The organism is Chitinophaga sp. 9-1-y (genome assembly GCF_059511905.2).
The window spans coordinates 5015445-5029225 of sequence record NZ_CM197955.1; the positions used below are offsets into that span (position 1 = coordinate 5015445).

At 48.1% G+C, this 13781-nt stretch carries 10 protein-coding genes; 9 read left to right on the forward strand and 1 reads right to left on the reverse strand.

Annotated features, from left to right (window positions below; translation table 11 throughout):
- Window positions 1–4: 4 nt before the first annotated feature.
- From AC5ZC7_RS19700 to AC5ZC7_RS19740, 9 genes are all read left to right on the forward strand, one after another.
- On the forward strand, window positions 5–1234 hold the full coding sequence (locus AC5ZC7_RS19700; protein WP_496157184.1) for an MFS transporter: 1230 nt from the start codon (window positions 5–7) through the stop codon (window positions 1232–1234).
- A gap of 19 nt (window positions 1235–1253) precedes the next feature.
- Window positions 1254–2141: a hypothetical protein gene (locus AC5ZC7_RS19705; RefSeq protein WP_496157183.1), complete on the forward strand. Its 888-nt coding sequence runs from the start codon at window positions 1254–1256 to the stop codon at window positions 2139–2141.
- Between the two features lie 138 nt (window positions 2142–2279).
- On the forward strand, window positions 2280–2792 hold the full coding sequence (locus AC5ZC7_RS19710; protein WP_496157182.1) for a hypothetical protein: 513 nt from the start codon (window positions 2280–2282) through the stop codon (window positions 2790–2792).
- Between the two features lie 77 nt (window positions 2793–2869).
- Window positions 2870–3418: an RNA polymerase sigma-70 factor gene (locus AC5ZC7_RS19715; RefSeq protein WP_496157181.1), complete on the forward strand. Its 549-nt coding sequence runs from the start codon at window positions 2870–2872 to the stop codon at window positions 3416–3418.
- A 73-nt stretch (window positions 3419–3491) separates the two neighbouring features.
- The gene (locus AC5ZC7_RS19720) at window positions 3492–4535 is read left to right on the forward strand and encodes a FecR domain-containing protein (protein ID WP_496157180.1); all 1044 of its coding nucleotides are present in this window, start codon (window positions 3492–3494) and stop codon (window positions 4533–4535) included.
- A gap of 84 nt (window positions 4536–4619) precedes the next feature.
- Window positions 4620–8075, forward strand: a complete 3456-nt coding sequence (locus AC5ZC7_RS19725) for a SusC/RagA family TonB-linked outer membrane protein (RefSeq protein ID WP_496157179.1) — start codon at window positions 4620–4622, stop codon at window positions 8073–8075.
- Between the two features lie 21 nt (window positions 8076–8096).
- Window positions 8097–9797: a SusD/RagB family nutrient-binding outer membrane lipoprotein gene (locus AC5ZC7_RS19730; RefSeq protein WP_496157178.1), complete on the forward strand. Its 1701-nt coding sequence runs from the start codon at window positions 8097–8099 to the stop codon at window positions 9795–9797.
- Between the two features lie 37 nt (window positions 9798–9834).
- Window positions 9835–11190: a PhoPQ-activated protein PqaA family protein gene (locus AC5ZC7_RS19735; RefSeq protein WP_496157177.1), complete on the forward strand. Its 1356-nt coding sequence runs from the start codon at window positions 9835–9837 to the stop codon at window positions 11188–11190.
- On the forward strand, window positions 11190–12818 hold the full coding sequence (locus tag AC5ZC7_RS19740; RefSeq protein WP_496157176.1) for a glycerophosphodiester phosphodiesterase family protein: 1629 nt from the start codon (window positions 11190–11192) through the stop codon (window positions 12816–12818). The genes AC5ZC7_RS19735 and AC5ZC7_RS19740 overlap by 1 nt, the downstream gene beginning before the upstream one ends.
- Here the strand turns inward: AC5ZC7_RS19740 and AC5ZC7_RS19745 are convergent, their stop codons facing one another.
- Window positions 12819–13676, reverse strand: a complete 858-nt coding sequence (locus AC5ZC7_RS19745; RefSeq protein WP_496157175.1) for a glycerophosphodiester phosphodiesterase family protein — start codon at window positions 13674–13676, stop codon at window positions 12819–12821.
- Window positions 13677–13781: the final 105 nt, after the last annotated feature.

Here is a 13781-nt window from a genome sequence, read left to right on the forward strand (position 1 = left end):
AAAAATGAACATTACCACCTTCAATGCATTTAAAAGCCGCAACTACCGGCTATATTTCACGGGACAATCCATTTCCCTGATCGGTACCTGGATGCAGAAAACTGCCGTGAGCTGGGTAGTATACGCCCAAACCCACTCTAAGTTCATGCTGGGCCTTACCCTCTTCGCCAGCATGTTCCCGTCCTTTGTATTCTCCTTTGCCGGCGGCGTAGTGGCCGACCGGTACGACCGCTTCAAACTGCTGCTCGCCACCCAGATAGCCGCCATGCTACAGGCTGTAGCACTCACCATCCTCATCTACTTCCAGCACTATTCGGTATGGGAAGTCATTGCGCTCAGCGCTTTCCTCGGATTAATCAACGCCTTTGATGTACCCGCCCGGCAATCGCTCGTATATGAAATGGTGGACGACAAAGCCGATTTGCCCAACGCACTGGCCCTGAACTCTTCTATGGTGAACCTCTCGCGCCTCATTGGCCCCGCTTTAGCGGGGCTGGCACTCGAAAAATTCGGAGAAGACATCTGCTTCGGCCTCAACGCCCTCAGCTTCATTGCCGTGATAGGCTCTCTGCTGCAAATGAAACTGCCCGCCTATACCCCTAAAGTACATACGAAAAACATGGCCGGTGAACTGAAAGAAGGATTCATCTATATCCGCGAAACACCGGCTATTTCCCTGATATTGATCACCCTGGCCTCTGTTAGCTTGCTGGTACTCCCCTACACCACCCTCATGCCGGTATATGCCAAAGATATTTTCCACGGCAGTGCTGCTACCTTCGGCGTAATAGACAGTGCGATCGGCCTCGGCGCCTTTTGTGGCGCCATTTTCCTGGCCTCCTTAAAACCCGGAAAAAACCTGCGGAAAATACTCGCCATTAATACCCTGATTTTCGGCGCCGGCCTTGTACTGTTTTCACATTCCACTTATTACCCCATTGCGCTGGTATTTGCTACACTGGCTGGCTTCGGCATGATGTCGCAAATTACTATCAGCAACACCCTCATTCAAACTACCGTGAACCCTGCTATGCGCGGACGCGTCATCAGCGTATATGCGATGGCGTTCTTCGGCATGCAGCCCATCGGCGGATTGTTGATAGGTGCTATGTCGCAGCTGATTGGCACTCCTAACACCGTGCTACTGCAAGGTGTCATCACCATCGCTATTGGCGGACTTCTGTTCCGGCGGATACAGCAACCGCAACACGCAACACTTCCGGTTCATTCCTGAATGATGTATCTTTATCCGCATGTTAACCAGCTTCAGACCTTTATTCATCCTCCTTTTCTTTTCACTTCCCCTGCAGGCACAAAATCTGCAAGGCGTCTGGAAGGGCTATACAGCTGTTAATTACGATGGCTGGGCAGGCCAGGATGGTATTTATGTCATGCAACTGCAAACAACGGATAGCGGCTATACCGGTAAAGCCTGGTTTTACGAAACACCCTCCCTCTATGGTGAAATTAATATTGCCGGAAAGCATAACAATAGCGGTAACAACTGGCTGTTTAAAGAAACGAAATTCAACCAGCTGGTAATACCCAAAAACTATACCCCCCGACTGGCTGATCTTAACCTGAAATGGTTTGACATTGACGGGGAAATTGTCTTGCAGGGCAACATTATCTCTTATTCAAAGTATACCAACAAAATACATAGCAAAAGATTCATCCGTTTATCGCGGTTGTCCGATACCGAAATAGCGCAACTCACCTTACCCGGTGGCAGGCAATTGCTGAAAGACACCGTGGTAACAGTTACCACTATAGCAGACAGTATTGCGGTGAACCGCCGTAAAAACAGGCTGCAGGGCTCCTACGAGATCAGCCACCCGGCTATTGCTATTCAGCTATACGATTATGGCACCATTGACCATGATACCGTTACCGTTTATTTTAATGGCGTTAAGATCGCCGACCGGCAGGAACTCACAGCCAAACCCATACAACTGCAACTGGTAGCTGATCCTGGCACGGAAATACAGGAACTCATATTACACGCCAACAACCTGGGAGATATCCCGCCTAATACGGCCAAAATGATTATTCTCACCGGCAACAAACGCTATGAACTCACCGTGTCCTCCTCTGAAACGGAAAATGCCATGATCCGGTTCCATTACACCCCTACCCCCTAGACCTTACATTACAGTCCCTTACCCTTCTTATGTGAACTAATTGTTACCAGGTGAGGGATTTATCATTTCCAAACGAATACATAGTAAAGGTTTCCGTAGCAAATCATTCATCATCCCTATCATTTAACTTAAAAAGTTATGCGTAATTCTATCCCTGTAAAAGTACTGGCGCTATTGGCAGTGGGCGTTGTGCTGCTGGTATCCTGCAAAAAGAACAAGGATGCTGCCCCGGCCAAATCCGGGAAATACGGACTGGTAGCTGGGAACTGGCAGCAAAAGGATATTGTTTTTGCCGTACCGGTGAAGCTGGGCGGACAAAACATCCCCGCCGGCACCAGCATCATTAAACTGGCGCCCCTGTTGGGTCAGGCAGGTGCATTGTTTACCTGCACCACTACCAACACTTACCAGTTCAGCGCCGACGGCAAATTCAACATCAACGGCTGTACGCAGCTGATACTACCTGCTGCCGGCAATGCGGGCACCTGGAAACTGGATGTACACGATGCGGTATTTCTACTCACCAACGGGAAAGGCGACAACGATCCGCATTGGATTCAGGATGTAAGCGACTCTACCCTGGATTTATCAATTACAGTGACCATTCCGGGAGTAGCTACGGCACCGTTAGTATTGAAACTGAAGAAATAAGGAGCGGCCAAAATAACAATAATATAATCAGTAATTCCTTGTATCTTGTTTAGGTCCATTAGATATTTGCGATCATTATGGAAAGTATCGTACAGGATATAAAGAATGGAAATATTGAGCGTTTCAAAATGATATATCAACAATATCATACAAAGCTCTATTTCTACGTATTGAAATGTACACACTCTGCTTACCTGTCGGAAGAGACAGTACAGCTATCTTTCATATTACTTTGGGAAAAAAGAGAGAAACTATCAACAAATTATAATATCTCTGCACAGCTTTTCCGTATAGCCAAAAGTGTGATGACGGATCTGCTGCGTAAACAACAGGTCAGGAACCGCCATACCGAATCAATGATCCGGGAAACACCCGACTGGCACATGGAAACAGACCTTACCGTGAAAGAAGAATTAACGCGGGTATATAATAGCATAGAACAATTATCTCCCATCAGGAGAAATGTTTTTAAACTAAGCCGCTTTGAAGGACTTCCACATAAAGAGATCGCCAAACAGTTATCCATCTCTCCCAAAACAGTTGAAAATCACATTGTACGTGCTATACGCCAGCTGAAAGACTCCCTGTTATTGTTATTACCAGCCATCGTTGCCTGGTTTTGCTGATCCTTTTTTCTTCCCCAATATTTACTTATTGTTAAGCAGTGAGGGATTTACTGTTTTCAAACGAATACTACATATGAAGCATCCAGCAACATTACTTGAAAAGTTTTTCCGGGGAGAATGTAACGAGGCAGAAAAGCAGGCTGTCACCGCTTATTTCGCGGAGCATCCGGAAGCGCTGCAACCCTGGTTAACAGAAGAGAGCTGGCATTCTTTTCATCCAGACCAAACTTTACCAACCAACGTTTCCGACAAAATGCTGGACGTTATTGAAAGTCGTACCTGGGAAAAGAAAAAGGTAAAAACCATTTATTACAAATGGATAGCCGCCGCTGTACTGGGTGCTGCCCTTACCGGTTTTGTATGGAGCCGCTACCATCAACAGCCGGTAGCACCATTAGCTGCCGCCACACCTGTTCCGCAGTCTGTTGCTGCACCGGATACGTTTGTACAACAGGTCAATCATACGCGGAAAATAATGTCGCTCCGTTTGAAAGACGGCAGCACGGCAGAACTGGCGCCCGGTAGCCAGTTAAAGTACCTGTCTTCTTTTGCCGTTACCGGCCGTGAAATATTTTTATCGGGAGAAGCCAAATTCAATGTGGCACCCGACAAAAACAAACCATTTACCGTGCAGGCAGGCAACCTGGCCACTACCGCATTGGGAACCGTTTTCAAAGTAACCGCCTGGAATGCCGCAAAAGAACCTATACGCGTGCAACTGATCAGCGGCAAGGTAAAAGTGCAGGCAGCCCATTCCGGCAACAGCAAAGGGCTTAAAACCACTTACCTGCTACCAGGACAAGACCTTGTTTTTGATCCCATTAAAATGACGGCCTTAGTCAATAAACCCGTCAACACTCCCACGAAACAGGTGATCGCGAAGCCGGAAAAGGAAATATTTACTTTCAGCAATGAACCGCTGACTAATATTTTCAGGTTGATGTCGGAGAAATATCACCTCACCATTCAATACCAGGAAGGTACGCTCGCGGATATGAGCTTTACCGGAACATTCGATAGTAGCAAAGAATCCCTGAGCGATTTTCTGTCTACCATCGCCACGTTAAACAACCTGACGATGAAGCAAACAAACAATGTTATTTACGTAACACCGTAAGCCGGATATAATCATCTTAAACAGTAACTAATTGCAGCCTGAAAAGGCTGCCCGTGATTCCTTTTGCCTAAAAATGAAATATTTATGCGTGTAAACATCCGACAATCCCGAAAAGATCGTCCCACCAAAACGATTTGGCTGCTCCTGTTATCGCAGTTATGCATAGGCAGCCTGTTGGCACAAAATACACATCCTGCTGCCATCGGCATTATCAAAAACGCGAACAACGAAGTGCTGGCGCGGGTAATGGTAAGAGTAGAAAATACAGATAACCAGGTATTAGCCAATACCCTGACTAATGAAAAAGGTATCTTCACTTTCCCGAAACTGCCCGCTGGCGGCCCTTACCGCTTTATCTTTAATTATGCCGGCTATACTACAGATACCCTCAAAGGCTATACGATAAATGATTCCAGCAAATTATCGTTGTCGGTTGTCATGAAAAAAAAAGTGGAAGAGCTGGAACAGGTACTCGTTACCGCCCTCGGCATTAAAAGAGAAAAGAAAGCGCTGGGCTACTCTGTAGAAGAACTCGGCGGAAAAGAATTTAACCGCGTCACACAGGAAAACCTCCTGAACTCCATGTCCGGTAAAGTAGCCGGGGTGACCATCAACTCCACAGGCGGGCCAGGCTCCTCCGTTAGCATGATCATCCGCGGCGCCACTTCCCTCAGCAGCGATAACCAACCGCTCTTCGTAGTAGATGGCGTGCCACTGGCCAACACCGTAAATAACGTTAGCCAGATCGGACAAGATAATAAAGTAGATTATGGTAACGCGATCTCAGATATCAATCCCGACAACATCGAAAGCGTAACCATCCTGAAAGGCCCCAGTGCAGCAGCATTGTACGGCTCCCGCGCAGGCAACGGCGTAGTACTTATCACCACTAAAACCGGTAAAAAAGTAAACCGCGCTACCGTGAACGCTTCCGTAAATACGGTATTTGATATTCCCTACAAATTCCTGAAATGGCAAACCAAATTCGGCTCCGGGCAGTTTTCCGGTATCCCGGTATCACGCAGCGGTAATATGCTGACCAACCCTTTTGGTACCATTATCTCTGAAAATATTGATGCCACCTTCGGCGCCGAATTGGATATGGGTTATGAAGAAGTACAATGGAACAGTCCAAAAGATCAGAACGGCAAACCAATCCCCATGCCGCTGGTATCGCATAAAAACAATGTGAAGAATTTTGTGAACACCGGCATGACCACCACCACCGCTGTTTCCCTGGCCAACAACAATGAAAAAATTGCTTACCGGGTTGGTTATGCCAACATGACCAGCAAAGGTATCATCCCTAACACCGACCTGTTTAAAAACGCATTGAACCTGAACTCCAGCTTACAAGCCAATTCAAAGCTGAGCTTCAGTACCAACATTGACTTCAGCCGTACCAACTCCAATAACCGCCCGGCAGGCGACAGAGGCGCCAATCCCTTACAGGCAGTATACTCTATTTCTCCACACATCGATGTGCGCGACCTGAGAAATTACTGGATGCCTGGACAAGAAGGCCTGCAACAACGCACCCAGGCTAACGGCGTATTCAACAACCCTTACTTCCTGGCGTACGAAGTAAAGAACGGATTTGTGAGAGATCGCGTGTTCGGTAACATCCGGGCCGACTGGAAAATACTGCCATCACTCAGCTTCATGGCGCGGTATTCATTGGATACCTACAATGAAAAAAGAGAAACTAAAATTGCCAACAGCTATCTCAACAATCCCGGCGGTGCTTACGGCATCATCAATCTCAGCAACTTCGAACGCAATATAGATGTGTTGCTGACTTACAAGAAAGATATTGGCGACTTCGATTTTTCCGTTTCTGCAGGAGGTAACAAACGTTATCAAACCGGCAAAAATATCACCACTTCTACCAAAGATGGTACCGGCTTAAATACACCGGGTGTATATACGATTCAGAACATTGCCCCGCAAAACCTGAACTATAACAGCACTATGTTTGAAAAAGGGGTCAACAGCATCTACGGCATGTTAAACGTGGGTTACAAAGGCATGGCATACCTGGATGTAACAGGTCGTACCGATTGGTCCAGCACCCTGCCAAATGCAGCGGCCTATTTTTATCCGGCAGCCTCCCTCAGCCTGCTCGTAAATGAAATGGCACACCTGACCTCCGACAACATTAACCTGATTAAACTAAGAGCCGGCGCTGCGCAGGTAGGTAACGACGCCTCTCCTTACCAGTTGCTTGCTACCCTCTACGATGCGGGCGCCTGGGGTAATATTCCGCGGTTATCTACTTCCGGCAATCTGCTCAATCCTTTCCTGAAGCCGGAAATCGCTACCTCTTACGAAGGAGGCGCCGATATCAACCTGTTCAAAAATAGCCTCCGCTTTGCCGCTACCTATTACGTGGTAGAAAATAAAAACCAGATCTTCAGCCCTAAAACAGCGCCGTCATCTGGTTTCTCCTCCCGTAATATTAACGCAGGTTTGCTGAGAAGTCGCGGAATAGAATTAACCCTGGGTGGTACACCGATACAACAAAAAAACTGGAGATGGGATGTGAACATGAACTTTACCCGCAACAGAACTAAAATCATTTCCCTGCCCGATGACCTGCCTTACTACACCCTCTGGCAGGAAGGTAAAGGCGGTGCATGGACGTACGTAGGGGAAGACATCGGCGATATTTATGATGCGCAACTGGTCACCGTTACCGATAAATCATCTCCCTATTATGGCTATCCGCTACTGGATAATACCGGCAAATGGCAAAGCCTGGATGCTACGAATGCCCGCAACAAAATCGGCAATTTCAACCCCAACTTCATCATGGGATTGCAGACCAGCATCAGCTATAAAAACTTTACCCTCAGCATGACCTTCGACTGGAGGAATGGCGGCGACTTCGTTTCCCAGACTTACCGTTATGGAGAAGAAAAAGGTAACTCCCAACTATTCCTCGATAAACTTACCAACCCCGGTAACATGAAAGGACAGGAACTCAGAGACTATCTCGTGAGTCACCAGGATGAACTGATTATTCCCAGCGGCAATAAGTTTCCATTGGTGGGTGGTCCTACGCCGGAATATAACGGTTACGGATTTGCGTATGGTCCGTATGTACTGCCTTATGGCGGTGTATTTATTCCCGGCGTAAGGGCCAAAGGATATGATGCCAATGGTAACCCTACCGGCTATATCGAAAACCTGGGAGGTAGCGGTACCACTACCCTTCCTTATGCAGGCAGCACTGCCTGGTCTTTCACAAGAGCGTTCCTGTTCCCGGCGTCTTACCTGAAACTGCGGGAAGTATCGCTTTCGTATGAACTGCCCAAACGGTTACTCTCCGGTATTAAAGTACAGAATGCCAGCGTGTCCATCTACAGCAGAAACATCATCCTGTGGACAGCCGCTAAAATTGGTATTGATCCGGAAAATGCCTATCAGCCTTCTACTACGGTACAGGGGTCAGGTATGCAGTTCATGCAGGGCATTGAAAGATACAATGTCACTCCCTGGTCTATTCCCATGGGCGCTAAACTGAACGTTACTTTTTAAGAGCTCATTTAACTCAGCAACATGAAAACAGTTACTAAATCAATGATACTTTGCCTTGGGTTGTTAGGGACTTCTATGACTTCGTGTAAGAAGGACCTGATGAAATTGAACGAGAACCCCAATGGCTCCAATCCCGCTACCATCAATCCTAACCTGGTATTGTCCACCGTATTAACGCAGGCAGGTATCGAGATCGTTACCCTGGGCTACCAGGACATGGCCGGCGTTATGCAGCATACCCAGAAAGATGGCTGGACCAGTACGCACAATGAATACGACTGGGGCGGCAGCAACAGTTGGACCAGCTATTACGACATCCTGCGCAACAACCAGCTGGTATATACGCGCGCCGTTGCTTTGCAAAATGAATTACAACAGGGCGTATCATTGGTGATGAAATCTATGATGTTTGGACTGATCACTGATCTGTGGGGAGATGCACCGTATTCACAGGCTTTAAAAGGGCAAGACGGTCCGCCGGCCACCACACCGGTATACGATCCGCAACAGGATATTTACACCGGCATACTCGCTGACCTGGAAAAAGCCAACACCTTACTTTCCAAGCCTAAGAGCGCTTATCCGGCCCCCATTGATGCCGTTGACGTATACTACCAGGGCGACCCCACAAAATGGCGTAAAATGGCTAATTCTCTCGCATTACGCTATTACATGCGCTTGTCAGAGAAGCTGCCGGCCATCGCTAAAGCAGGTATTGAAAAAATTGCCGGCAACCCAACGCAGTATCCTATCATCACGGATGCTGCCGACGATGCCACCATGTCGTTTCCGGGCAACAGCAACGCCGACTCCTGGCCTGCCAACGCCATATACGACAGCGACAGCAGCAACTACCGCCGCCTGAAAATGTGCAGCACCTTCGTTACTTCCCTGGAATCATTACACGATCCGCGATTGGGCGTATGGGCCAATAAAGTACAATGCTTCCTGGTGGTAGATGATACCAAACCTCCCGGCACCGGTAACGTATATAAAGCCGTGGATACCGTAGTAAACGGCGAAAACAGGAAGGTGAGATACATTTCTCCCGATGTACTGGCATCAAAAGGGCTTACCCTGAACGACATCAACCAGGACGTAAACTATGTAGGTATTCCGCCTGCAATCCCCGGCCCTGCGGTGTATAATTTAAGTCCGGATGCCGCACAGGCCTCCCGGAATCCGCATGTCTCCTGGCTCAACGACATCTACAAACAAGCCAAAGGCCCCTTGCTGAAAGCCCGGTTGATCTCTGCCGCCGAAGTACATTTCATCCTGGCCGAAGCGGCCGGTATCAAAGGCTGGGCTGCCGGCGATGCAGAAACCCATTATAAAGCAGGCATACAAGCTTCCTTTAGCACCTGGGGCGTGGGTGGTAGTTTGGCTGCTTACCTGGCACAACCGAATGTGAAATTCAATAATACACAGGAACAGATTATTACGCAGAAATGGATCGCCAGCTGGACAGCTGCCACAGAGGCCTGGGCCGATTATAAACGTACCGGCTATCCGAACTTACATGCCGGCCCATATGCCAAAGCACCGGTATTACCGGTACGACTGTACTACATGCTGGATGAAAGGAACCTGAATAAAGCCAATGTTACCGAAGCCATGAAACGGCTGGAAGTAACCGCTCAATCTGCTTTTGGGGCCAATGGTCCGCAAAACAGTCCCTGGTCCAAGCCCTGGATTATTCAAGGCACCGGCAAACCCTGGTAAAACATTTTTTATCTTACTATAAATCACTCGTCCGCATATGAAACAACGCTTTCTGAAAACAACCACCGCATTATTTGTCAACCTGCTTTTCCTGGCGACCGCGTTTGCACAGCAAACCGCTTCACCTGCCACCGCACTGAAAAGCTACCTGAACAACGGAGATGCTTCTTTCCATTATGAGCTGAAAGACTCTTTCAATATCAACCAGGTAAAATGCTACAGCATTTTACTCACCTCGCAGAAATGGCGGGAATATACCTGGACACACCAACTCGCTATCTTTGTACCGGCCAATGTGAGCTACGATGGCGCCCTCTTGTTTATTACCGGTGGCTCCGTTAAAAATGGTCTTCCTAACTGGAACGGCCCTACGGACGAACTGTATCAGCAAATTGCCGCTGTAGCCAACACCAACAAAGCGATTACCGCTGTACTCAGACAAACACCCAATCAGCCGCTCTTTAAAAACCTGACAGAAGATGCCCTGATATCTTACACACTGCACCAGTTTAAGGAAGATGGCGACTTTACCTGGCCACTGCTGTTTCCCATGGTGAAAAGCGCCGTACGTGCCATGGATGTTGTACAGGCGTTCTCCAAAGAAAAGCTGTCGCAAAACGTAAACCGCTTCGTGGTATCCGGCGCTTCCAAACGTGGCTGGACCACCTGGCTGACCGGCGCCAACGACAACCGTGTAGCCGCCATTGCACCCATGGTAATTGATGTACTGAACATGCCGGTGAGCCTCGACTATCAAATCAAAACATGGAAAGAATACAGCATTCAGATTGAAGACTACGTGAAACTGGGCATCCCACAGGCAGCCCACACCGAAGGCGGACAAGCGATCAACACCATGATAGATCCTTACTCCTATCGTCAGCTGCTCACCATGCCTAAAATGATTTTCATGGGCACCAATGATGAATATTGGGTAGTAGACAATGTTAAAAATTATCTCGATAGCATCCCGGGTAAAAACATGCTCAACTACACGCCCAATGCCGGACATAACCTGGGTGATAAAAAACATGCTTTTGAAGGACTCAGCGCTTTCTTCGGCAACACCCTCACCCAACAGGCGTATCCCGCCTGTAGCTGGACAACCAGCACCCGTCGCGGAAAAGTAAAGCTCACGGCCAAAGCTACTGCTGATCAACTGGTAGATGTGATCCTGTGGACCGCCAACTCTACCGACCTGGATTTCCGCAATGAAAAATGGTCGTCGCAAAGCCTGGGACAAGCACATAAATCGACCGTAAAAGTAAACACACCATTACCTGCCAGCGGCTACCGCGCCTTTTACGTAGATCTTCAATATACTAATCCTACCGGGGGGACCTATTCTGTCAGTACCCGTGTATTCGTGACCGATACTAAAAAGATATTGTAATGATGAGGAAGTGTATATTCATTTTTGCCGGCGCCTGTTTGTTGATGCATACCGCTATTGCACAACAGACAGCGCCGCTGCCAGCTACCAAAAATAAATTCGTGGTAGTAGCCCATCGAGGCAACCACGTAGACATGCCGGAAAACACCGTAGCCGCCATTGCCGCCACCATTCAATGCGGCGCCGACTATGCAGAGCTGGACCTCCGCACCACCAAAGACGGACAACTGGTACTCATGCACGACGGCACCGTAGATCGCATGACCAACGGAAAAGGGAAAGTAGCAGACCTGACATGGGCAGCAATCAAACAGCTAAAAGTCAATAGCAAAGACGGGAAAGATTATCGCGTACCTACTTTCGCGGAAGCCCTGCGCGCCTGCAAAGGGAAACTCAACATCTACCTCGACTTCAAAGATGCCGACGTAGTCGAAACCTGGAAACAAATACAGGCAGCCGGCATGGAGAAACAAGTAGTGGTATATCTCAACAGCAAAGAACAATATAAACCCTGGAGAACAACGGCGCCACAAGTTCCCCTGATGACCAGCGTACCGGACGAAGTAACCACCGCAGCCCAACTCAACTACCTCCTCGACAACATCGCCATCGGGGTACTCGACAACGTAACCGACAGTGCTATGCTGGCCGTAACCCGGCAACACGGCGTAGCGGTATGGCTCGATGCACAAATGCCGTCGGAAGGCCCCGCCAGTTGGAACGCTGTATTAAGCAAAGGAGTACAAGGCATGCAAAGTGATCATCCGGATGCACTTGTCAGCTACCTGAAAAAAAATAATCTCCGGGATGGCAACAATGGTACGGCCCTGCCGGCAGTAGCCAGCAGCGCCAACTATATCACGATGCGTAATGTACCTTATGGTGAAGCCGGAGAGGATAACACCCTGGATGCTTATCTGCCGGAAAACCATACTGCCAGCACAAAAATCATCGTGTACCTGCATGGCGGCGGCTGGACCGGTGGCGATAAAAAAGAATTTCCCAAACAGCTCATCGAAGAACTGGCCGGCAAGTTGCACTACGGCGTTGTGTCCATGAACTATCGCCTGATCCGGGACAACCAAAACATTTACCCCGCCCAACTGGACGATGTAAAAAAAGCACTGGCGTTCATATCTTCCAAATCCAAAAAACTGCAATTCGATGGCAACCAGTTTGCCCTGATAGGTGGTAGCGCCGGCGCTTACCTGGCTATGCAATATGCCTACGCCTGTGATAGTTTACGCCAGGTTAAAACGGTGGTCGACTTATGGGGGCCAACAGATTTCACCGATAAAAAAGTAAGGCAGGAAAATAAAGATGCAGATGAAAAAGTAGCACGACTACTGGGGGAGCCAGATCCGGCCGCCAAAATTGCATTTGATGCGAGTCCGTATTATCAACTTACCAAAGCCAACGGCGTACCTACTATTCTGTTTCATGGCGGACAAGATCCACTGGTGGATGTAAGCCAGGCAAAAAAGCTACATGAAAAACTAACCTCGCTCAATATCCCTACGCAATTGGAACTTTATCCAACAGAAAAGCATGGGATGGGGTTAACAGCCTCCATGGATGTATTTGCGAAAGTAATCAGTTGGTTAAAACAATATTACCCCGCCGAATAACTATTTGTGCAGGCCTTTCTTACGCAGGTATGCCAATAGCTTTTCCGGATAATCTGTCTGGATAGCATTGGCATACTTAGCATCTTTCAGGCGTTGATCAAACCCGCTATCAGCCTGCTTCGCTTCCATTTTATCATAATCTCCCAGGGTGTTGATCCATATCCGGGTACCGCTGTTGGCCACACGTTGCATAGTCGAATCGGTGTAAAAATCATCGTCGATATGAATCACCGGGAACTTGCCCATCTGTTCTATCTCATGTATTTCTGCGATACTATGCGCCCGGGGCATCACCGGTAATTTCGGATTCCATTGCAACAATTGTGTGGCAAAAGGATGCTCATAAATGAAGAATAATACCTGTTGCTCCATTTTATGCTTCGCGATCATATCAACCGTTTGTTTGGCGGTGGACAGGCTATCTGCTTTAAAGTCGATGTCTACCATAATTTTTCCCTTGGTGAGCTGCAGCACTTGCTCAAACGTAGGAATCTTTTCCCCGGTAGGCTGCCCGTTAAACAACAAAGGAAATTGCTGCAACTCCTGGTAAGTATAATCGGTTGTTTTACCAGGCTTGCCCGTAGTGCGGGTAATTTTTTCATCGTGCATGATAATCAGCACATGGTCTTTTGTTTCCCGTACATCAATTTCCACGATATCAATCCCCTGCCTGATAGCCTCCTGTATGGCTGCCAGAGAGTTTTCCGGGTATTTGGTATGCGCAGCCCGGTGAGCAGTAACCATAATATGCTCCGGATGATGATAAAACTGATCGATAATATCCGCTACAGGCGGAGCTTTCTGGGCGGTAGCGGAAAATGAAGTAATGACTAACACGAATAAAAAAATGCGTTTCATGACGTTATTGATTTTCTTAGATGACAGGGATAAATAAAGCATAAGGCTGCTGTGATCTTTGGCTACAGCTCGTTCCAGGCTTCCGGGTGACAGACAGGGTCACCA

Bases quoted from the DNA above. Each gene is read 5' to 3' on its own strand.
- AC5ZC7_RS19740 (WP_496157176.1), top strand. From the start codon at position 11,190: ATGATGAGGAAGTGTATATTCATTTTTGCCGGCGCCTGTTTGTTGATG.
- AC5ZC7_RS19735 (WP_496157177.1), top strand. From the start codon at position 9,835: ATGAAACAACGCTTTCTGAAAACAACCACCGCATTATTTGTCAACCTG.
- AC5ZC7_RS19720 (WP_496157180.1), top strand. From the start codon at position 3,492: ATGAAGCATCCAGCAACATTACTTGAAAAGTTTTTCCGGGGAGAATGT.
- AC5ZC7_RS19715 (WP_496157181.1), top strand. From the start codon at position 2,870: ATGGAAAGTATCGTACAGGATATAAAGAATGGAAATATTGAGCGTTTC.
- AC5ZC7_RS19700 (WP_496157184.1), top strand. From the start codon at position 5: ATGAACATTACCACCTTCAATGCATTTAAAAGCCGCAACTACCGGCTA.
- AC5ZC7_RS19705 (WP_496157183.1), top strand. From the start codon at position 1,254: ATGTTAACCAGCTTCAGACCTTTATTCATCCTCCTTTTCTTTTCACTT.
- AC5ZC7_RS19730 (WP_496157178.1), top strand. From the start codon at position 8,097: ATGAAAACAGTTACTAAATCAATGATACTTTGCCTTGGGTTGTTAGGG.
- AC5ZC7_RS19725 (WP_496157179.1), top strand. From the start codon at position 4,620: ATGCGTGTAAACATCCGACAATCCCGAAAAGATCGTCCCACCAAAACG.
- AC5ZC7_RS19745 (WP_496157175.1), bottom strand. From the start codon at position 13,676: ATGAAACGCATTTTTTTATTCGTGTTAGTCATTACTTCATTTTCCGCT.
- AC5ZC7_RS19710 (WP_496157182.1), top strand. From the start codon at position 2,280: ATGCGTAATTCTATCCCTGTAAAAGTACTGGCGCTATTGGCAGTGGGC.